The sequence below is a fragment of the Microbacterium invictum genome (genome assembly GCF_014197265.1).
Lineage (GTDB): Bacteria > Actinomycetota > Actinomycetes > Actinomycetales > Microbacteriaceae > Microbacterium > Microbacterium invictum.
The window spans coordinates 2,435,070-2,455,577 of sequence record NZ_JACIFH010000001.1; the positions used below are offsets into that span (position 1 = coordinate 2,435,070).

At 70.0% G+C, this 20,508-nt stretch carries 20 protein-coding genes; 9 read left to right on the forward strand and 11 right to left on the reverse strand.

The annotated features are described in order from the left end of the window. Position 1: 1 nt before the first annotated feature. Entirely contained in the window at positions 2 to 271 is a 270-nt protein-coding gene (locus tag BKA10_RS11285; RefSeq protein WP_183499975.1) for a DUF7218 family protein, read from the reverse strand. A 214-nt stretch (positions 272 to 485) separates the two neighbouring features. Between BKA10_RS11285 and BKA10_RS11290 the strand changes: the two genes are divergently transcribed. Continuing rightward, on the forward strand, positions 486 to 650 hold the full coding sequence (locus BKA10_RS11290; RefSeq protein ID WP_183499976.1) for a hypothetical protein: 165 nt from the start codon (positions 486 to 488) through the stop codon (positions 648 to 650). 82 nt (positions 651 to 732) lie between these two features. Here the strand turns inward: BKA10_RS11290 and BKA10_RS11295 are convergent, their stop codons facing one another. Next, entirely contained in the window at positions 733 to 1,497 is a 765-nt protein-coding gene (locus BKA10_RS11295) for a MerR family transcriptional regulator (protein WP_183499977.1), read from the reverse strand. A 138-nt stretch (positions 1,498 to 1,635) separates the two neighbouring features. Here BKA10_RS11295 and BKA10_RS11300 point away from each other — a divergent pair, with 138 nt between their 5' ends. Continuing rightward, positions 1,636 to 2,493 (forward strand): DUF4097 family beta strand repeat-containing protein, encoded by an 858-nt coding sequence (locus BKA10_RS11300; RefSeq protein ID WP_183499978.1) that lies wholly within the window; start codon positions 1,636 to 1,638, stop codon positions 2,491 to 2,493. Positions 2,494 to 2,495: 2 nt separating this feature from the next. Continuing rightward, entirely contained in the window at positions 2,496 to 3,122 is a 627-nt protein-coding gene (locus tag BKA10_RS11305) for a PadR family transcriptional regulator (protein WP_183499979.1), read from the forward strand. 137 nt (positions 3,123 to 3,259) lie between these two features. Here the strand turns inward: BKA10_RS11305 and BKA10_RS11310 are convergent, their stop codons facing one another. Next, positions 3,260 to 3,826, reverse strand: coding sequence for a universal stress protein (locus tag BKA10_RS11310; protein WP_183499980.1), 567 nt, complete (start codon positions 3,824 to 3,826; stop codon positions 3,260 to 3,262). A 169-nt stretch (positions 3,827 to 3,995) separates the two neighbouring features. Here BKA10_RS11310 and BKA10_RS11315 point away from each other — a divergent pair, with 169 nt between their 5' ends. Beyond that, a complete protein-coding gene (locus BKA10_RS11315) occupies positions 3,996 to 4,160 on the forward strand; it encodes a DUF3073 family protein (protein ID WP_183499981.1) in 165 nt (54 codons plus the stop codon). Positions 4,161 to 4,166: 6 nt separating this feature from the next. Here the strand turns inward: BKA10_RS11315 and BKA10_RS11320 are convergent, their stop codons facing one another. Genes BKA10_RS11320 through purM form a run of 3 tightly spaced genes read right to left on the reverse strand, consistent with a single transcriptional unit; the run spans position 4,167 to position 7,974 of the window. Beyond that, positions 4,167 to 5,390 (reverse strand): MFS transporter, encoded by a 1,224-nt coding sequence (locus BKA10_RS11320; protein ID WP_183499982.1) that lies wholly within the window; start codon positions 5,388 to 5,390, stop codon positions 4,167 to 4,169. Continuing rightward, entirely contained in the window at positions 5,387 to 6,850 is a 1,464-nt protein-coding gene (gene purF, locus BKA10_RS11325) for an amidophosphoribosyltransferase (RefSeq protein ID WP_183499983.1), read from the reverse strand. The genes BKA10_RS11320 and purF overlap by 4 nt, the downstream gene beginning before the upstream one ends. 23 nt (positions 6,851 to 6,873) lie before the next feature. Continuing rightward, positions 6,874 to 7,974: a phosphoribosylformylglycinamidine cyclo-ligase gene (gene purM, locus BKA10_RS11330; RefSeq protein WP_183499984.1), complete on the reverse strand. Its 1,101-nt coding sequence runs from the start codon at positions 7,972 to 7,974 to the stop codon at positions 6,874 to 6,876. A gap of 119 nt (positions 7,975 to 8,093) precedes the next feature. On the opposite strand from purM, the gene BKA10_RS11335 reads away from it, so the two are divergent. Beyond that, positions 8,094 to 8,702, forward strand: coding sequence for a zinc-binding alcohol dehydrogenase (locus BKA10_RS11335; RefSeq protein ID WP_183499985.1), 609 nt, complete (start codon positions 8,094 to 8,096; stop codon positions 8,700 to 8,702). Between the two features lie 8 nt (positions 8,703 to 8,710). Here BKA10_RS11335 and BKA10_RS11340 read toward each other — a convergent pair whose 3' ends face one another. Continuing rightward, a complete protein-coding gene (locus BKA10_RS11340; RefSeq protein WP_183499986.1) occupies positions 8,711 to 9,025 on the reverse strand; it encodes a potassium transporter Trk in 315 nt (104 codons plus the stop codon). Between the two features lie 147 nt (positions 9,026 to 9,172). Continuing rightward, on the reverse strand, positions 9,173 to 9,529 hold the full coding sequence (locus BKA10_RS11345; RefSeq protein WP_183499987.1) for a sterol carrier family protein: 357 nt from the start codon (positions 9,527 to 9,529) through the stop codon (positions 9,173 to 9,175). Positions 9,530 to 9,712: 183 nt separating this feature from the next. Between BKA10_RS11345 and purD the strand changes: the two genes are divergently transcribed. After that, complete coding sequence (purD, locus tag BKA10_RS11350; protein WP_183499988.1) at positions 9,713 to 10,987, forward strand: phosphoribosylamine--glycine ligase; 1,275 nt, start codon at positions 9,713 to 9,715, stop codon at positions 10,985 to 10,987. A gap of 7 nt (positions 10,988 to 10,994) precedes the next feature. Here purD and BKA10_RS11355 read toward each other — a convergent pair whose 3' ends face one another. Continuing rightward, on the reverse strand, positions 10,995 to 11,519 hold the full coding sequence (locus tag BKA10_RS11355) for a hypothetical protein (RefSeq protein ID WP_183499989.1): 525 nt from the start codon (positions 11,517 to 11,519) through the stop codon (positions 10,995 to 10,997). Between the two features lie 112 nt (positions 11,520 to 11,631). Continuing rightward, positions 11,632 to 12,531, reverse strand: a complete 900-nt coding sequence (locus BKA10_RS11360) for a LysR family transcriptional regulator (protein ID WP_183501175.1) — start codon at positions 12,529 to 12,531, stop codon at positions 11,632 to 11,634. A gap of 127 nt (positions 12,532 to 12,658) precedes the next feature. Here BKA10_RS11360 and BKA10_RS11365 point away from each other — a divergent pair, with 127 nt between their 5' ends. Beyond that, entirely contained in the window at positions 12,659 to 16,093 is a 3,435-nt protein-coding gene (locus BKA10_RS11365; protein ID WP_183499990.1) for a bifunctional proline dehydrogenase/L-glutamate gamma-semialdehyde dehydrogenase, read from the forward strand. An 11-nt stretch (positions 16,094 to 16,104) separates the two neighbouring features. On the opposite strand, the gene mgtE is transcribed toward BKA10_RS11365, so the two are convergent. Beyond that, entirely contained in the window at positions 16,105 to 17,448 is a 1,344-nt protein-coding gene (mgtE, locus tag BKA10_RS11370) for a magnesium transporter (protein ID WP_183499991.1), read from the reverse strand. A gap of 403 nt (positions 17,449 to 17,851) precedes the next feature. Here mgtE and BKA10_RS11375 point away from each other — a divergent pair, with 403 nt between their 5' ends. Both BKA10_RS11375 and lhgO read left to right on the forward strand, forming a co-directional pair. Further along, positions 17,852 to 19,300, forward strand: a complete 1,449-nt coding sequence (locus tag BKA10_RS11375; RefSeq protein ID WP_248199288.1) for an aldehyde dehydrogenase family protein — start codon at positions 17,852 to 17,854, stop codon at positions 19,298 to 19,300. Next, the gene (lhgO, locus tag BKA10_RS11380; protein WP_183499993.1) at positions 19,300 to 20,502 is read left to right on the forward strand and encodes an L-2-hydroxyglutarate oxidase; all 1,203 of its coding nucleotides are present in this window, start codon (positions 19,300 to 19,302) and stop codon (positions 20,500 to 20,502) included. The genes BKA10_RS11375 and lhgO overlap by 1 nt, the downstream gene beginning before the upstream one ends. Positions 20,503 to 20,508: the final 6 nt, after the last annotated feature.

Below are 20,508 nucleotides of genomic sequence, written 5' to 3' on the forward strand. Positions count from 1 at the left end.
GTCAGTGGTTGCGCAGCATCTTGATGACTTCGGCCTTGCGCTTGCCGGAGTACCCCGAAATGCCCAGTTCTTTCGCGCGCTTTCGCAGCTCGTCCACGGTCCAGTCCTCATAGTCGCCGGCCTTGCCGCCGCGGCTGCCGACCTTCTTGCGGCCGTCGCGGGCGGCGGCGTTCGAGATGCGGGCGGCCTTCTCCTTCGAAGCGCCGTCGTCGCGCAGTTCTTCATAGAGCTCGGGATCCTTCAGACTGTTCGATCCGCGTCCTCGGGGCATGGTGTCCTCCTCTGTTCCGGATGCCACGACCCTACGACCGGTGCCGATCCGCGCTGAGGGGCTTGACGCGATGCGCACGCCGGAGTAGCGGGCGCATTAGCACCGTGGCGAATGCCGCGTCAAGGGGATAGGCGGTGTCGAACCTCGCTGGGTACGGTGGCTTCACATCGATCCCTTGCGCGCCGTTCGTTCGGCCGGGAGAACGGGAGAACACATGAACATCGCCCTACTGATCATCATCGTCGTCGCGATCGTCCTGGCCATCGTCGGCGGCCTGACCGAGGCACTGAGCTGGCTGCTGTGGGTCGCCATCATCGTCGGCGTGATCGCGTTGATCGCATTCCTGTTGCGAGTACTCCGGGGCGGCACCCGAACGTAACCCCGAGCTGTCCCCAGCAGAGATACCCCCGCGTTCGTGCGGGGGCATCTCTGCGTCCAGCCCGTCCTGCGCCGGGCGATGCCTACAGGTGGGTGTCCGCGTACGCGCGCAACGCGTCGCGGACGAACTCCGCCCCGGCCGTGCCGCCGTAGTTCGCGCCGAAGCGCGGGTCGGCGACATACATGTCACCGAGACCGGTCACGTACCCCTTGACATCTCCGTCGGCGATGGATGCCGGTGTCCCCGCCACCCCGGTCAGCCACGCCACGTGCCGCTCCGCGAGCTGCTGGGCCTCGTCGCCGGCGGGGTCGATGCCGCGCTCAGCGGCGGCGATCCAGTCCCTGGAGAGATCGGAGACCCGTCTCTGCCAGGCCGCCTTCTCGTCGGCGCTCATCGAGCGCCACCATCGGTCGCTGTCGGCATAGGCCTTCTCGCCCCAGCGCTGTTCGACCTCCTCCTTGTACCGGGTGTGGTCGAACCCGTCGAACATGTTCTCTGCCATCAGTCGTTCACCTCCTTCCACTGCCGCGATGGTCGATTCGACCGACGCGATCTGCCGCGCCAGACGGGTCTGTTCCTCACGCAGCCACGCGAGGTGGCCGGCGAGGGCATGGGCTTCGCTCGTCGCCCGCTCGAGGATGTCCGCGATCTGCGGCAGCCCGAGCCCGAGGTCGCGCAGCAGCAGGATGCGCTGCAGTCGCACGAGCGCCCGTTCGTCGTAGTACCGGTAGCCGTTGCTTCCGATCCGTGACGGGGCCAGCAGCCCGAGCTCGCCGTAGTGCCGGAGGGTCCGGCTCGTGGTGCCGGCGAGCTTCGCGATCTGCTGGATCGACCATTCGCTGTTCATGGAGACCACGCTAAAGGTTGACGTCGCGTCAAAGTCAAGCCCACCGGCATCCCGGCCCCTTGACAAAGTCGAGATATATCGTGTTATCCTGAACCAACGCGATATATCTCGAATCGCCCTCACCATCCAGGAGAACTCATGACTCTCGAGAAGTGGCTTGTTCAGCCCGGGCAGACGCGCGTCATCGACCTTGAAGACGTCCGCAAGCTCAAGATCGGCCTCGTCGGCGGCCAAGTCGACGTCGTCGCACACGACGAACCGGGCGTGCGCATCGAAGTGCACTCGGTCACGATCAAGGACCTCCGCATCGAGGCCGACGGCTCGTCTGTCGAGATCGACCACGCGCAGCTGCGCTGGGACAACTTCCTCGAGGCGTTCCGCAACTTCGGCAGCGGCGGCCCCAAAGCCGAGATCAGCGTCGCGGTGCCCCGCTCGATCGCCCTCACTCTCGGCGTCGTCAGCGCCAGCGCCCTCATCTCGGGGCTGGAGTCCGACGCCAAGCTCAACACCGTGTCGGGTGACATCATCGTCGACGGACTCGCCGGCGACCTGTCGGTCAATGCCGTCTCGGGCGATGTCCAGATCCGCGGCCTGACCGGTGCGCTCAGCGCCAACTCGGTCTCAGGCGACGTCGCCGCCACGGGCACGATCCGCAAGACCGACATCGACACGGTGTCGGGGGCTGCACTCATCGACTCCGATGGGCCCATCCAGTCCGCCGGGTTCAACACCGTCAGCGGCGCCACCACGCTGCGGCTCGACGAGGGCCTGCCCGCGAACTACGTCCTGCGCAGCGTCAGCGGCAAGCTACTCGTCGACGGCAACGTGCCGCAGGGTGCAGGCGGCATCGGTGCGAGCTACACCGGCTCGACCGGCGAGCTCAGCGGCTCGTTCGTCGACGTCCGCGCCAACACCGTGTCGGGCGACATCACGATCCTGCGGCGCGAGTCGGCCGGTGCCGCTCCCGGCGACGCCCCGACCCCCGAGGAGTGGTGACGATGCCTCCCGTCTTCTCCCACGGCGACCTCCGCCTCTACCTGCTCAATCTGCTCGACGAGGCGCCCCGCCATGGCTACGACCTGATGCAGGCGCTGTCCGATCGCACGGGCGGCACCTACACCCCGAGCGCCGGCACGATCTACCCGCGCCTGGCGAAACTCGAGGAGGAGGGCCTGGTCACCAAGACCGTCGACGGCCGCAAGACCGTGTACGAGATCACCGAGGCGGGGCGCGCCGAAGTGGCCGCACGCGCCGGTGACCTCGAAGGCATCGAAGCGGGTCTGGCCGACAGCGTCCGGCTCATCGCCGACGAGGTCCGCGGCAGTGTGCGCGAGGCGATGAAGAGCCTGCAGGCCGATCTCGCCGCGGCGGCGCACTCCGAGCGGGCCGGTGCGGGCAAGCCCGCCACGCCCGGGGGGTCTCACGCCGATGACCCGCGTGTCGCCTCCCGCGAGCAGCTGCGCCGGGCCGACGCCGCCCTCGCTGAGTTCCGCGCGAACATCCGCGCCGACATGCGCACGCACGTCGCCCGCGGCGGCGAGCTCACCGCAGCCGTCGTCGACGAGCTGGCATCGGCGCTCGATGAGGCCGCCCGCGCGGTCATCCGCGCGCTGCACCGCGACTGACCTCCGGGAACTGGCGCTGCATGACTCGCGGCGCCAGTTCCCGGCATCCGCGCCACCTATTTGCAGAGCGGATGCCGGGAATTGGCGCGCCGGCGCGCCGGCCGCCTCGGAACAGGCGTGCCTGCGCGCGCCGTGGGTCAGGAGTCGGGCCAGAGGTCCTCGTCGTCGCCGGCCGGCTCGCCCAGCGGGACGACGAGGATCGGCCGCGGCTGGCGATGCGCGAGCCGGGCCGCCACCGACCCGGTGAAGAACTCGCGGATCGACTCGCCGATGCCGCGCTTGCGCGTGCCGATGACGAGCAGCCGCGCGTCGGACTGCTCGGCCAGGTGCTTGAGCGCCAGCGCCGGGTCGCCGACCAGCTGACGCACGCTCCACTCCACATCGCTGTCGCCGAGGGTCTCGCGCGCGGCATCCTGAATCAGAGAGAGCTGCGCCTCGCCGGTGGAGAGGTCCAGGTCGATCGGTGCGGAGTGCACGTAGCCGTCGGGGTCTTCGTAGGTCACGAAGCGGGTCACGTCGACGTGCGTCACGATCAGCGGCGCGCCGAGGAGCTTGGCGTAACGGGCTGCCTCGCGCAGCACCCGGGGTGATTGATCGGGGATCACTCCGGCGATCACCGCGTGCTGCGGCACGGGCCGGTCTTCTTGCGGGGCGATGGCGGGTTCAGAGCCGCCTTCGGCACCGTTCACTCGGTCGTCGGACATCTCCGCACCCACCCTTTCCCGCCTGTTCGACCCCATTCGAACCCTGCGCGGTCCGCTTGGGGCCGGGAGCGCCGTGTTATTCTGAATGCTACTCTTCCCGGCGTTGCGCCGGACGTTATTGCAACGGGCGCAGCAGCCGGCCCGCAATTTAGAAATGAGGGGGTCAGGCATGGGGCGTGGCCGTCAGAAAGCGAAGCACACGAAGATCGCTCGCGAACTCAAGTACGACACCTACAACGTGAACTACTCCGCTCTTGAGAAGGAGCTCGGGCACCACGACGACGAGCAGTACGTCGACAAGTGGGCCGACGAGTACGAGGACGAGAAGGCGTAGTCGCGCTCACCGCCACGCGCCGTGGCGGTGCTCCCATTCGTCTTCGATGGTGCGTGCCCGCACCGCGACGATGCCGGCGGGGATGGATGCCAGGATGACCACGGCCAGCACCAGCAACGGCCAGGTCCATGAGCCCGTGCCCGCGTAGAGCATCCCGATCGCGAACGGCACGACCGCCGCGATCGCATAGCCGAGGCTCTGCACGAACGCGCTGAGCGCGACCGAGCCCTCGTGCGTCCGCGTGCGCAGTCCGAGCAGCACGAGCGCGAGCGGGAAGTAGAGCTGCACGAGACCCAGCAGAGCCACCCAGAGCCAGGGCGCGGCCGCCGGCGCGAACAGCAGACCGGCGACCCCGGCGAGGCCGAGCGCGACGGAGACGACGTACAGCACCGGCACCACCGCCCGGATCCGCGCGACCAGGACGGGCACGAGCAGTGAGCCGGGCAGTCCCATCGCGCCGAACAGCGCCAGCAAGACTCCCGCCTGCGCGGGTGTGACTCCGGCCGTATCGATCAGCAGGTCGGGCAGCCAGGCGAATCCGGTGTATGCGATCGACGACGACACCAGGAATGTGACGGTCACCGCCCACGCCAGCGGCAGTCGCCACAGCCGCCCGAACACGGGGCCGGGCGCCTGCTCGAGGTCGGCGTCCTCGGCATCCCGGTGTCTCACGATCAGGATGATCCACGGCACAGTCGCCAGCAGGGCGAACACTGCCCACATGCCGAGCGAGAGCTGCCAGCCGGCGGTGTCGGCGACGGGCACGGCGAACAGCGGCGGCAGGAACGTCGAGAATGCCATCGTCGTGGTGAACAGCGCGGTCATCGGGCCGATGCGATCGGGGAAGTAGGTCTTCACCAGCGGCGGCATGAGCACGTTGCCCACCCCGACGCCGGCGAAGATCAGCGCGGTGGTGACCAGCAGCATCACCGGGCCGGTCGACAGGCCGCGACCGGCCAGGCCGACAGCGACCACGAGCACGGCGATGACACCGAGCCGCTCGAGGCCGAGACGCCGCTCCAGCGCCGGGGCGAACAGGCCGGATGCGGCGAAGCACGCCGGCGGCGCGGTGGCGATGAGCCCCAGCACCCACGCGGGGACGGTGAAGTCCGCCTCGATATAGGCGACGACCGGTGAGAGCGAGGCCACCGCCGAGCGCAAGGAGAACGCGAACAGCACGATCCCCAGCAGGGCGAGGGTGCGCCCGCGCCACAGCGGCCGGGTCGTCAAGACTCTTGGGTGCCCTCGACCCAGGCGAGGTACTCCTCAGACACGGTTCCGGTGATGTACCGGCCGTCGAAGCAGCTCATGTCGAGGTCTTCGACGTCGGGCGAGCCCTCCAGGATCGCGGCCCTGAGGTCGTCGACCTCCTGGTACACGAGGTGGTCGGCGCCGAGCTCTTCGGCGATCTCGGGGATCGTCCGGCCGTGGGCGACGAGCTCATGCCGCGAGGGCATGTTGATGCCGTAGACGTGCGGGTAGCGCACCGGCGGTGCGGCCGAGGCGAACGTGACGGTGAGCGCACCGGCATCCCTCGCCATCTGGATGATCTCCTTGGAGGTCGTCCCCCGCACGATCGAGTCGTCGATCAGGAGCACGTTCTTGCCCTTGAACTCGCTCGACATCGCGTTGAGCTTCTGGCGCACGCTCTTCTTGCGCACCGCCTGGCCCGGCATGATGAACGTCCGGCCGACGTAGCGGTTCTTGTAGAAGCCCTCGCGGTACTCGATGCCGAGCTTGCGGGCCACCTGCATGGCGGCCGGCCGGGCGGAATCGGGGATCGGCATGACGACGTCGATCGCCCCGTCGGGAGTGTGTTTGGCGATCGTGGCGGCGAGGCGCTCGCCCATGCGCAGCCGCGATTCGTACACCGAGATGCCGTTCATCTCGCTATCGGGACGCGCGAGATAGACGTACTCGAACGAGCAGGGCACCAGTCGCGGGTCCTCGGCGCACTGCTTGGTGTGGAGGTGACCTTCGAGGTCGATGAACACGGCCTCGCCGGGCTCGACGTCGCGGACGACCTCGAAGCCGCCGTTCTCGAGGACGAGTGACTCGGATGCCACGGTCCACTCGTACCGGCCGTTGGCCGCCTTGCGGGTTCCGAGGATCAGCGGGCGGATGCCGAACGGGTCGCGGAACGCCAGCAGGCCGTAGCCGGCGATCAGGGCGATCGCGGCGTACGAGCCCTCGACGCGGCGGTGCAAGCGCGCGACGGACTCGAAGACCTGCTCGGGGTCGAGCTCGAGGCCGGAGATCACCGTCTGCAGCTCATTGGCGAGCACGTTGACCAGCAGCTCGGTGTCGCTCGAGGTGTTCAGGTGGCGGCGGTCGATGCGGAAGAGCTCCTCGGTGAGCTCACGCGTGTTGGTGAGGTTGCCGTTGTGCACGAGCACGATGCCATAGGGCGCGTTCACGTAGAACGGCTGGGCCTCTTCCTCGCTCGAGGCAACGCCCTTGGTCGCATAGCGGACGTGTCCGAGGCCGATCTCGCCCAGCAGCGTACGCATGTCGCGGGTGCGGAACGCCTCGCGGACCTGCCCCTTGGCCTTGGCGATGTGGAAGATCCCGTTGCTCTCCGCGGTGGCGATGCCGGTCGAGTCCTGACCGCGATGCTGCAGGAGGAGGAGGGAGTCGTAGACCTCTTGATTGGCGTGCCCCTGACTCACGACGCCGACGATTCCGCACATGGAGTGTTGCTCAGTCCGTTCTTTCAGTAGCTGCCGACAAGGCGCACGGCGCCGCCGTCGACGCCCTTGGCGCCCTGCTCGTAGTCACCGTCGGGGCGCGGGGCGGCCTGGACCGTGCCGACCTGCCACGTCGCGATTCCCTCGGAAGCGAGGGTGGATGCCGCGGCCTGGGCCTGGTCGGCGGCGACGACCGCGAGGAATCCGATACCGAGATTCCAGGTGCCCTCGGTCTGCATCAGGTCGAGCCCGCCGAGGTCGGCGAGCACCCGGAAGATCGGCGAGGGCGACCACGTGGATCGGTCGACGTCGACCCAGGTGTGCTTCGGGAGCACGCGGGCGAGGTTGGCGGCGATGCCGCCGCCGGTGACGTGGCTGAGCGAGTGCACCGCGTCGCCGAACTGCGTGATGAGGCGCAGCAGCGGCGCGGTGTACAGGCGCGTCGGCTCGAGCAGCTCTTCGCCCCAGGTGCGGCCGAAGTCGGCGGCGTGGTCGCCGTAGCCGATGCCCGCGCCGGTGACGATGTGGCGGATCAGCGAATAGCCGTTGGAGTGCGGCCCGCTGCTGGCGAGCGCCAGCACGGCGTCGCCGGGCTGTACGCGCTCGGCGCCGAGGACCTTGCTCGCCTCGACGACACCGGTCGCCGCACCGGCGACGTCGTAGTCGTTCGGGCCGAGCAGGCCGGGGTGCTCGGCGGTCTCGCCGCCGACGAGGGCGGTGCCGGTGGCGGTGCAGCCGTCGGCGATGCCGCGGACGATGTCGGCGATGCGCTCGGGGAACACCTTGCCGCACGCGATGTAGTCGGTCATGAACAGCGGCTTCGCGCCCACCACGACGATGTCGTCGACGACCATGCCGACCAGGTCCTGGCCGATGGTGTCGTGTTTGTCGATCGCCTGGGCGATCGCGACCTTCGTGCCCACGCCGTCGGTGCTCGTGGCCAGCAGCGGCTTGTCGTAGGCCTTCAGCTCCGCGGCGTCGAACAGGCCCGCGAATCCGCCGACGCCGCCGAGGACTTCGGGGCCGTGGGTACGCCGGACGGCCGACTTCATCAACTCGACGGCAAGATCTCCTGCCGCGGTGTCGACGCCGGCTTCGGTATAGGGGTTCGGTGGGGACGAGGCCACGCACTAAGCCTACCGGCCCGGCGACTGGGTGGATGCCGGGAGCCGGCGCCCCGGCATCCACCCACCCACGGGTCGCGCGACCGGGCGTGAGTCGACCCTCCCGCCATAGGATGGGCGGCATGAATGCCGCGGGAAAACCGGAGTGGGTCGTGCGTGAAGACGCCGGCCTGCCGGTGCTGATCGCGCTCTATCTGCGGCAGACGCTCGGCGTCCGCTCGCCCGACGAGCTGCCGCATCTGCGGCATGTGCCGGCCCTCACTCCGCCGGACGATGACGACCACGCCGTGCTCGAACGGCAATGGCGTGCGTTCTGGGCCATGACGGTCGAACCGCAGGCCCACCCCTCGCCTGTGCCGCTCGACCTGGTCGACGGCTTCGAGATGCTCATCGCGCTGCCCACCGAAGGATTCGACGAGCTCCGTGCGGCGATCGCTCCGCATGGTCCGGATGCCGTGGCCTATGCGCGCGTGGCCAACGAGCGCTACCGCGCGACGGCGCACGTCGGCACCGGCACGTCGTACCGCGCCTACGCGAGCGCGATCGCGCAGCACGAGCGTCAGATCGGCCGTCGCGCGCACTCGTTCGAGCTGAACATCCAGGTGCTGCCGCTCACACAGCGCGGCGTGTGGTGGATCGGATCGCTGACGATCGCGGTGACCGACGGCCTGCGGGGCGATGTCGTCGCGTTCGACAAAGCGATCGGGCCGGTCATCGCCGACATCGCCTGAGGGCGGAGTCAGTCTTCGGTGTGGAAGCGCTCGCGCGAGATGCGGACCTCGTGCGTGCGCTTGCCGGCCACCCTGTCGAGGATGAGCGCGAGGATTCCGGTGAGGGCGAGGCCGATCGGGATGCAGTACAGCGCGAGAAAGCCGAACACCTGCCCGGTGGAATACGTCACTCCGATCGCGGGGCTCTTGAAGCCGTCGAAGACGAACGTCAGGATGAGCGCAGCGAGCAGGCCCACGGCCGCGCCGGCCGCGAGGAACACCCCGTAGCGGGGGCTGCGGCGCACGCGCGCCGTCTCGATTCTGTCGCCGGCGGGTTCGGTCATGGCATCCATTGTCCCACCCCAGACGCGTTCGAGCTCGGGCATCTCCCGTGCTCGCCTGCGATCGCTTACCCCACCTGGTCACACAGCTGCTCCGCTGGTGGTGCCGCGGCGCCGACGATAGACCCGGCAGAGGATGGACGGCGCGGTTCAGGGGCGCAGCGGCAACAGGTCGGCGAGGTCGGCCCGGGTGCCCGAAGCGTGCACGCGCCCCGAGGCAGCGGCGTCCACCCACGGCTCGGCGCCCGTCGCGACGGCGATCCAGGTCGCGGCATCCATCTCCACCACGTTCGGCGGCGTGCCGCGGGTGTGGCGCGGTCCCTCGACCACCTGCACCGCGCCGAACGGCGGCACCCGCACCTCGACGGAGTTGCCCGGCGCCTTCTCGGCCAGCAGCTGCAGCAGGTAGCGCACGGCGGTCGCCACATCGGGACGTGCCGGCTTTTCGGCACCTCTCACGGCGGCGAGCGCCGCGCGGCCGTCGTCGGTGGAGATCTTGCGCGCCATGGGGCTACGGTACTCGGGGTGGCACGCACGTAACTCCTTCGATTCGTGCGGGGGCCGATACCCGAACCGCGGAATTCCGCGGATGCCGCCGACAGTCCTGCGCGGATTGGAGGAGTTACGTCCTCGCAATGCCCGGGACACCGTCGGTGACACCCCGCAACCACCGCTCGGTAGGCTGAGAGAGTGAGAATCCTCGTCCTCGGCTCGGGCGCGCGCGAGCACGCCATCATCCTCGCGCTGCGTGGGGAGGACGCCGGCCACGAGCTGTTCGCCGCACCCGGCAACGCCGGCATCGCCGCCGACGCGGCCCTCGTGCCGTCACTCGACCCGAACGACCCCGCGGCCGTCTCGCAGTACGCGATCGACGAGAACGTCGACCTCGTGATCGTCGGGCCCGAGGCACCCCTTGTCGCCGGAGTCGCCGACGCGCTGCGCGAGCGCGGCATCCCGGTCTTCGGGCCCGGTAAGACCGCCGCGCAGCTGGAGGGGTCGAAGTCGTTCGCGAAGCGGATCATGGAAGCGGCGGGCGTCCCCACCGGCCGCGCCACACGCGCCCACAACCGCGCCGAGCTCGACGCGGCGCTGGACGAGTACGGGGCGCCGTACGTCGTGAAAGCCGACGGCCTGGCCGCAGGCAAGGGCGTCATCGTGACCGAGGACCGCGACGCCGCCGTCGCGCACGGTGAGTCGTACCTCTCGGGCGGTGCGGTCCTGGTCGAGGAGTTCCTGTCCGGCCCCGAGGTGTCGCTCTTCTTCGTCTCGGACGGTGATCACGTCCTGCCGCTGTCGCCCGCGCAGGATTTCAAGCGCGCACACGACGGCGACGCCGGCCCGAACACCGGCGGCATGGGCGCGTACTCGCCGTTGCCCTGGCTCGCCGGCGCGTTCGGCGGCGAGGAGGAGTTCGTCGCGCTCGTGACCCGTGAGGTCGCCGAACCGGTCATCCGGCAGATGGATGCCGAGGGCACGCCCTTCATCGGCCTTCTCTACGCGGGGCTCATCCTCACCGAATCGGGCGTCAAGGTCATCGAGTTCAACGCGCGCTTCGGCGACCCCGAGACGCAGGTCGTGCTGCCGCGCCTGGTCACACCGCTCTCGCAGCTGCTGATGTCGGCGGCGAGCGGTCACCTCGAGGACGAGCCTGCACCGCAGTTCGCCGAGGCTGCCGCCGTCACGGTCGTACTCGCGAGTGAGGGCTACCCCGAGGCACCCGTGACCGGTCGCGTGATCGAGGGGCTGGAGGCTGCGGCATCCATCGACGGGGTCCACGTCGCCCATGCCGCCACCGTCCAGCGCGGAGACGAACTCGTCGCGACCGGCGGCCGGGTGCTGGCCGTCGTCGCGCTCGGCAACACGTTCTTCGAGGCCCGCGATCGCGCCTACCGGGCGATCGGCGAGATCCGCCTCGAAGGATCGCACCACCGCACCGACATCGCCGCGGACGTCGCCGACCACTGACTCAGGATCAGCCGGTCACATCGGGCACGATCACGACGTAGGCCTCGGCCACGCCGTCGGCCGCGGTGATGACGATCTGCGGCGGCCACTCCGACACGATCTCTCCGGTCAGGAGGAACGGCGATTCCTCGCATCCCACGTCGCCGCCGGAGATGTTGGACTGCTCGGGGTCGGTCTGGAGGACCTCGAACGACAGCACCGCGCCGGCCATTGTCGCGGTGCACTCGGCCAGAATCGTGTAGACCTCACCGGCGACCGGCGCGTCGAGAGTCTCGCTGGTCGCCGTGGGGACGCCGTCGGGGCCTGCGGCGACGAACGTGGCGCGCGCGAGCTCGCCCTCGACCGGTTCGGGAACGGTCAGCGGGAGTGGCGTCCGGTCGGGGGACGGCGCGATCTCGGTCGGCGGCGCCGGCGGCGTCGTCTCGGCCACCGGTGGTTCGGCGATCTCCTCGTCGACCCCGATGCACGCCGTGAGAGCAAGACTCAGCGCGACGGTGACGACGGCGGCGTGCAGCACCCGGGAGTATTTCATGGCGCGACTCTACGGCAGGCGCTCACGCAGGCTGAATGGGGGTCGCGTGTTGCCGCCTCGGGCCGGGCGACGCGGCACGTAGCGACCCCGAGTTGCGCGGATGCCGCCGAGCTCAGCGGGCGGCGAGCTCGGTGGCGACGTCGGCGAGAACGCGGCGGAACATCTCGACGGCCGGGAACACGCCGCCTGATGCGCGCATCGAGGTGAACACCGTCCGGTGCGGGTCGCCCGGCAGGTCGACGAGGCGGCAGGTGGGTGCGCTGCCCTCCCAGATCAGGTCGGGCAGCAGCGCGACGGCGTTGCCGGTCTCGACCAGACGGACGTGCGCCTGCAGATCGGCGGTCTCATAGCGCACATCCGGTTCGAAGCCGGCCGCCCGGCACTGCTGCTCGGCGTAGTGGCGTGAAGCGGCGCCGCGCGGCTCCATGACCCACGGCAGGTCGGCGGCGTCGGCGACGGAGCGGATGCCGGAGTGCTCGACGGCCGACACGGCCAACCGGATGGCATCGGTCGTCAGGGCCTGCCGGTCGAGGCCGGCGTGGTGCGGGGCGGCGTGGGCGGGGTACTGCTCGGCCACGACCATGTCGAACTCGCGCATCCAGGTCTCGTGGAGCGCGGTCTCGGGTTCGCGCTGGACGAGCTGCACCCGCACCCGCGGCGCGAACTCGCGCATCGCCTGCAGCGCGGCAGGCAGCAGGGCGAGCATCGCCGACTGGAACACGGCGACGCGGACCGTGCCCGACAGCTCGCCCTCGCTGCCGTGCAGCTCGGCCTCGGCCATCTCCATGATGTCGAGCAGGTCGGCCGTGCGAGCCACGAGGCGCTCGGCGGCCGGCGTCAGCCGCACCCCCCGGCCGGCCTTGCGCAGCAGTTCGACGCCCGCCTCGCGCTCGAGCTGGGCGAGGTGCTGCGAGACGGCCGAAGGGCTGTAGGCGGCGGCTTCGGCCACCGCGGTGATCGTGCCACGCAGGTGCAGTTCGCGCAGCAGCCGGAGCTTGCGCAGGTCGAGCATCACGGGCATCCAATCGTGAAGTATTTGTGAAGAGAATACGCGAGAAAGCGTTGCTTTTCTTTGAATCGGCGTGCGCGCACACTGGTGCCGACCCTTTGCCTGCCTACGCTCGAACCCAGGAGCAGTCATGACCGCCGACGTCAACGACGACACCATCCACGACACCGATCTGGCGGGCGACACCGTCGCCCTCGTCCGCCGGTGGCTGCGCGAAGCGGCCGACATCCCCGCGAGCGTCGCCGCGCGCCGCCTGGCCGGTGTGCTCAGCGACCCGAACGGCCTGGAGTTCACCACCGGATTCGTCGACGGCGTCGTGCGGCCCGAAGACGTCCGCGTCGCCGCTGCCGCGCTGCGGCGGGTCGCCCCGAAGGTGCCCGCCTTCCTGCCGGCACCGCTGCGCGGGGCCGTGCGGCTGGGCGGCGCGGTCGGTCCCGTCGCCCCGGGAATCGTCGTGCCGATCGCGCGCACCGTGCTGCGCCGCATGGTCGGGCACCTCATCGCCGACGCCCGCGACGACAAGCTCGGCGGGGCGATCCGCGCGCTGAAGCGTGACGGCGTACGACTGAACATCAACCTGCTCGGTGAGGCCGTGCTCGGCGCCGCCGAGGCCCAGCGCCGCCGGGACGGCACGCTGCGCCTGCTGCAGCGCGAGGACGTCGACTACGTGTCGGTGAAGGTGTCGTCGATGGTCGGCCCGCACTCGCCGTGGGGGTTCGATGAGGCCGTCGAGACCATCGTCGAACGCCTGCTGCCCCTGTACCGCCAGGCGGCGACCGCGGCCACGTCGAAGTTCATCAACCTCGACATGGAGGAGTACCGCGACCTCGACCTCACGATGGCCGTGTTCATGAAGCTCCTCGACCGGCCCGAGTTCGAGACCCTCGAGGCCGGCATCGTGCTGCAGGCGTACCTGCCCGATGCGATGGATGCGATGGTCGAGCTCCAGGAGTGGGCTGCCACCCGCCGGGCCAACGGCGGCGCACCCGTCAAGGTGCGCCTGGTCAAGGGCGCGAACCTCTCGATGGAGAAGGTGGATGCCGAGGTCCACGGCTGGCCGCTGGCCACCTGGCACACCAAGCAGGACAGCGACACCCACTACAAGCGCATCCTCGACTGGTCGCTGCAGCCCGAACGCGTCGCGAACGTGCGGCTCGGCATCGCCGGCCACAACCTCTTCGACATCGCGCACTCGTGGCTGCTCGCGCAGCAGCGCGGCGTCACCGGCGCCGTCGAATACGAGATGCTCCTGGGCATGGCCGAGAGCCTCGCCGAGGTCGTCCGCCGTGAGGTCGGCTCGCTGCTGCTGTACACCCCGGTCGTGCGCCCCGAAGAGTTCGACGTGGCGATCGCCTACCTGATCCGGCGACTCGAAGAGGGCGCGTCGAGCGAGAACTTCATGTCGGCGGTGTTCGAACTCGACTCGAACCCCGCGCTGCTGCAGCGCGAGACCGACCGGTTCGTCGCCTCGCTCGCCGAAGTGGATGCCGCTGCCGCCCACACCCACCGCGTGCAAGACCGCACGGCTGAGCCGGCCCCCGGTCTGACCTCTGGGTTCGGCAACACCCCCGACACCGACCCCGCCATCGGCGTGAACCGGGAGTGGGGTCGGGCGATCCTCGAGCGGGTGCCCGACTCGGTGCTCGGCATCACGACGGCCGACGCGGCCATCCTGCCCGACGAGGCCGCCGTCCATGCGGCGCTCGAACGCGCGCAGGGCGCCGCGGCGGCCTGGCAGGAGCTCGGACCCGATGGCCGCGCCCAGATCCTGCATCGCGCCGGCGATGCCCTGGAGCGCCGTCGCGCCCAGCTGCTGGAGGTCATGGCCTCCGAAGCGGGCAAGACGCTCGACCAAGGCGACCCCGAAGTGTCGGAGGCCATCGACTTCGCCCACTACTACGCCGAGCGCGCCCGCGAGCTGCCTGGCATCGACGGAGCGACCTACACCCCCGCCGACGTCACGCTCGTGACCCCGCCGTGGAACTTCCCGGTCGCCATCCCCGCCGGCTCCACCCTCTCGGCGCTCGCATCGGGCTCGACGGTCGTCATCAAGCCGGCGCGCCAGGCCCGCCGCTGCGGCGCGGTCATGGTCGAGGCGCTGTGGGAGGCAGGTGTGCCCCGCGAGGTGCTGCAACTCGTGCAGCTGGCCGACTCGGCGCTCGGCGAGAAGCTCGTCGCCTCGCCGCTGGTCGACCAGGTGATCCTCACCGGCGGCTACGAGACCGCCGAGATGTTCCGCGGCTTCCGCTCCGACCTGCGGCTCCTCGGCGAGACGAGCGGCAAGAACGCCATCATCGTCACCCCGAGCGCCGACCTCGACCTCGCGGCGAAGGACGTTGTCTACTCGGCGTTCGGTCACGCCGGGCAGAAGTGCTCGGCTGCGTCGCTGGTGATCCTCGTCGGCTCGGTCGCGAAATCGCGCCGGTTCCACGACCAGCTGCTCGACGCCGTGCGCTCACTGCACGTGGCCCTGCCCACCGACCCGACCGCCGAGGTGGGGCCGGTCATCGCCCCGCCGACCGGCAAACTTCGCGAGGCGCTGACCTCGCTCGGCGAGGGCGAGACGTGGGTCATCGAGCCTCGGCAGCTGCCCGAAGACGAGCGACTGTGGACGCCCGGCGTCCGCGCCGGCGTCCGCCGCGGCTCGGAGTACCACCTGATCGAGTACTTCGGCCCGATCCTCGGCGTCATGACCGCCGCAACACTCGACGAGGCCATCGCGATCCAGAACGAGATCTCGTACGGGCTCACCGCCGGCATCCACGCCCTCGACGCCGGCGAGATCCGGACGTGGCTGGCCGGCATCCAGGCCGGCAACCTCTACGTCAACCGCGGCATCACCGGCGCCATCGTGCAGCGGCAGCCGTTCGGCGGCTGGAAGAAGTCGGTCGTCGGCGCCGGGTTCAAGGCCGGCGGCCCGAACTATCTCATCGGTCTCGGGCGCTGGGCCGACGCGCCCGTGACGGGCGCTGCGGCCGACGATGCCTCGCCGGCCGGGGGCGTCGTGACCGCGGCATCCGCTTCTCTCACCGGTGACGAGCGTGACTGGCTGACCCAGGCCGTCGCCACCGACGCCGCGGCGTGGCGCGACGAGTTCGCGGCCCCGCGCGATCGAAGCGGCCTGACGGCAGAACGCAACGTCTTCCGGTACCTGCCGGTGGATGCCGACATCCGTGCCGAGAAGGACGCGACGATCGCCGAGATCTCCCGCGTCGTGGCGGCCGCGGTGCGCACCGGCAGCCGCGTGCACCTGTCGGTCGCCACCCCGCTGCCCGAGACACTGGCATCCGCCGTGCGCGACGCCGGCATCGATGTCGTGGTGGAGGATGCCCCGACCGCCTACGCCCGGTACATCGCGCAGCCGTGGCCGCGCGTGCGGCTGATCGGTGCGAGCGGCGTCGAGCTGATCCGCGCGGCGGGCGGCCGCCCCGACCTCACGGTGTTCGACGGCGCGGTCACGCGCGCCGGTCGGGTCGAACTGCTGCCGTTCCTGCGCGAGCAGGCCGTCAGCATCACCGCGCACCGGTTCGGCAACCCCGACCCGCTGGCACACGCCGTCTTGTAAGCCGGTTCGGGCTAGAGGTTCAGCACCGTGATGGCGACCGTGAAGTAGACGATCAACCCGCTCGCATCACAGAACGTGGAGATGAAGGGCGTCGAGAAGACGGCCGGGTCGACACGACAGGCACGAGCGACCAGGGGGATCACCCCGCCGACCGTCGCCGCGATCGGGCAGTTCAGCAGCAGGGTGACGCCGATGACGGTACCGATCCCGATGTCATAGATCAGCGTCGCGACCGTGAACGCGAGGATGGCCAGCACGAGGCCCAGGAGCAATCCGGTGCGCACCTCCTTCCACGCGACGCGCAGGATGTCGCGCAACCCGACGTCACCGAGCGCAAGCGCGCGCGTCACGGTGGTGGCCGCCTGCGAACCGGTGTTGCCCCCGATGCCGATGAGCAGGGGAATGAACAGCGCCAGCGCGACCTGTTGTGACAGTGTCGCCTCGAACAGCTCCAACACGTGCACCGTCAGCACGGCGGACACCGCCAGGACCAGCAGCCACACGATGCGGGTCCTGGCGATGCGGCGCACAGAGGTCAGCAGATAAGGCCGACGCAGCGGTTCGCTCGCACCGGCTCTCGCCTGGTCTTCAGCGACGGCCTCTTTGTCGATGAGGGCGGCGTCCGCGATCGGGAATGACCCGACGAGGCGATCCTCCCTGTCGACGACCGGCAGCAGAAGGTCACCGTGGTCGAGGCTGCGCCGGGCGATCCGCTCGACGTCGTCGTCGGTGCGGGCGCTGACCGGGTCGGCATCCATGAAGGATGCGACCGGCTCGGGCACATCGTGCCGCAGGAGCTCGATCAGGTCGATGACACCGACGAGGACTCGCCCCTGCGTGAGCACCGGGATCGCCGCGTAGGCGGCGACGCCGCCGTCTGCGGCCCGGACGCGTCGCAGCACGTCGCCGACGGTGTCATCCACGGACGCGGTCAGCGGTTCGGGCGACATGTGGCGGCCGACCGACCCCGGCCGATAGCCCAGGAGCGCCATCGCGGCATCCCGCTGGTGCGGGTCGAGGGAGGCGAGCATCCGCTTCGCGACCTTCGCGGGAAGCTCGTCGAAAAGCCGGGTCTGCTCGTCGGGCTCGAGAGTGGAGATCATCTCAGCGAACTCGGTGTGACCCAGCGTCTCGATCAGGTCGGCCTGGGCGGCTGGGTCGAGCACATCGAACACGGCGATGGCGGTGTCCTTGTCGAGAAGGCGAAACACGAGCGCCGCCTCTGCCGACGGCAGCGAGCCGATCGTGGCGACGATCTCCCTCACCGGCATCGGCTGCATCGACTCGGACAGCTCGATCAGGAAACGGTCATGGATGAGAGACCGGATGTGGTCGAGATCGGAAACGGCAGGCATCGCGCCCCCTCAGGAAAGCGGAACGGGCTCGCGGCGTCGGCCCATCGACCGGACGCGTCGGAGCGTGGATTCGCGCCTCGGTTCGCCTAGGGGGTCAAGCGGCGCATCACCAGGCCCCCGGAGGCGTTGCATGATCGACTCGCGGAATCGCGCATCATGACCTCCTCTCGCCCGGGCCGTGCCCACGGGCGCCGCCTCAAACGCACCAGGCTAGCAGACGCCGTGCGGCGCCGATCGGACGTGGTGAGCCGCCCGCTCGGGCACCGCGTGAACAACCCGGCAATCTAGGCTTGCGCTATTGGTGGGGCCCATACGTTGCCGCGACCCCGGCATTCGCGTGATGCTGGAAGGTGCCCGTCACCGACCCGCACAAGCGCCGCGGTGGCGCTTCCAGGAGGTCTTTGTGAGCATCATCGTCGAATCCAACCTCATCGCCGGACGGTTCACCGCCGACGGTGCGGGCGACCCGATCCCGGTGCTGAACCCGGCCACGGGCGATGTCATCGGGCACGTTCCCGCAATGGGTCCCGCTGAGGTGGATGCCGCCGTCTCGGCCGCCGTCGAAGGTGCGAGGGTCTGGAAGAAGACTGGGCAGCTCGCCCGTGGCCGGGTGCTCCTGGATGCCGCGGCACTCATCCGCGCGGAGGGCGACGAACTCGTCGAGGTCATCGTCGCAGAGATGGGCAAGACCCGCGCCGAGGCGACCGGCGAGGTCGGCAAGACGGCCGAGTTCTTCGAGTACTACGGCGGCGTCGGCCGGCTGCCCTACGGCGAGCTCATCCCCGACGGCCGTCCCGGCACCTTCGCCCTGCAGCGGCACGAGCCGATCGGGGCCGTGCTGCTGGTGACGCCCTGGAACGACCCGCTGCTGACCCCGGCGCGCAAGATGGCTCCCGCCCTCATCGCCGGCAACGCCGTCGTCATCAAGCCGGCGACCGAGACTCCCCTCGTCACGCTGCGCCTCGCCGACATCCTGCACCGTGCAGGTCTTCCCGCGGGCGTGCTCGGCACCGTCACCGGACGCGGCTCGCAGATCGGCGACGTCCTGACCACCGACCCCCGGTTCGCTGCGGTGTCGTTCACCGGCTCCACCGAGGTGGGCCTCGCCCTGCAGCGCAAGCTCGGCGGCACCGGCGTGCGCGTGCAGACCGAGATGGGAGGCAAGAACGCCGCCGTGGTCCTCGCCGACGCCGATCTCGATCTTGCCGTGCCGATCCTGATGGCCGGCGCATTCGGCCAGGCCGGTCAGCGGTGCACGGCGACCAGCCGGCTCATCGTGGAGCGCCCGATCGCAGAGGAGCTCACCGCCCGTCTGACGGCTGCGGTCCAGGCGCTGCGGGTCGGGCCGGGCGGCGCCGACGGGGTCGACCTCGGCCCGGTGGTCAGCCTCGCCCAGCAGCGCGACATCGCCGCGCGCGTCGACGCCGGCCTGGCCGGGGGCGCCGAGGTGATCGCCAAGACGGCGGTCGACGTCGGCTTGCTCACCGGCGGTGCGTTCGTCGAGCCGATCCTGCTGACCGTCGACGCGCAGAACCCGCTGTGGCGGGAAGAGGTCTTCGGGCCGGTCCTCGGCATCCGCGTCGTCGACTCCATCGACGAGGCCATCGACGCGGTGAACGATTCTGCCTACGGCCTGTCGAGCGCCGTGTTCACCCGCAGCCTCGAGTCCGCCTTCCGCTTCATCGACGATGTCGACACCGGCCAGGTGTCGGTGAACCAGCCCACCAGCGGCTGGGACATCCACCAGCCGTTCGGCGGCTTCAAGGAGTCGGGTTCGGCGTTCAAGGAGCAGGGCCTCGACGCCCTCCATTTCTACACGCGCGTGAAGACCGTCGCGGTGAGGACGCACTGATGGGGGAGCAGATCGGCGTCATCGGCGGTGGGATCGTCGGTATCGCGCTCGCCCGCGAGCTGTCGGCGGCAGGCGCTGAGGTCACGGTTCTCGAGAAGGAGGCCCGGCTCTCGCAGCATCAGACCGGCCACAACTCCGGCGTCGTGCACGCCGGGCTGTACTACGCGCCCGGCTCGCTGAAGGCGACGCTGTGCGCGAAGGGCCGCGACCAGATCCGCGACTACTGCATCGAGAAGGGCCTACCGTACCGCGAGGTCGGCAAGCTCGTCGTCGCCGTGGACGAGAGCGAGCTGCCCGCGCTGGCCGAGATCGAGCGTCGCTCCCTCGAGAACGGGGTGCCCGGCCTCACCCGCATCGACGACGTCACGCGGCTGCATGAGATCGAGCCGCACGTCGCGGGTGTCGCGGCCGTCCACTCGCCGCACACCGCGGTCGTCGACTACGCGAGCATCACCGAGGCGATGGCCCAGGACGTACGGGCCGCGGGCGGGAAGATCCGCCTGCACAGCGAGGTCACCGGCATCCGCCTCGAGAACGGCCGGGTGCGAGTCATCTCGACCGGCGGCGAGTTCGTCTTCGACCGGGTGATCGCCGCCGCAGGCCTGCAATCCGACGTCATCGCGAAGCTCGTCGGCGCCGACGCATCGCCGAAGATCCTGCCGTTCCGCGGCGAGTACTGGGAACTGAGGCACGACCGCACCGACTTGGTGAAGGGCATGATCTACCCCGTGCCCGATCCGCGTTTCCCGTTCCTCGGCGTGCACTTCACCCGCGGCGTGTACGACAACGTGCACGTCGGCCCGAACGCCGTGCCCGCACTTGCCCGCGAGGGCTACAACTGGCTCACCGTCTCGCCGAAGGACACCTGGGAGTCGCTGCGCTGGCCGGGCGCCTGGCCGCTGGCCAAGCAGCACTGGCGCATGGGCGCCGACGAGATCAGCGCGTCGTTGATCAAAGTGCGGTACTTCCAGAAGGCGCGACGATTCGTCCCCGAGCTGACGATGAGCGATCTCGACTACAAGAGCGCCGCCGGCGTCCGCGCGCAGGCGTGGGGACGGGGCGGCGAGCTGCTGGACGACTTCGCCGTCGATCAGGTGGGCCCGGTCACTGTGCTGCGCAATGCGCCGTCGCCGGCCGCGACCAGCTCGATCGCGATCGCCCAGTACGTCGTCGAGCACTTCCTCGCCGACACGCGCGCGTAGGCTGCC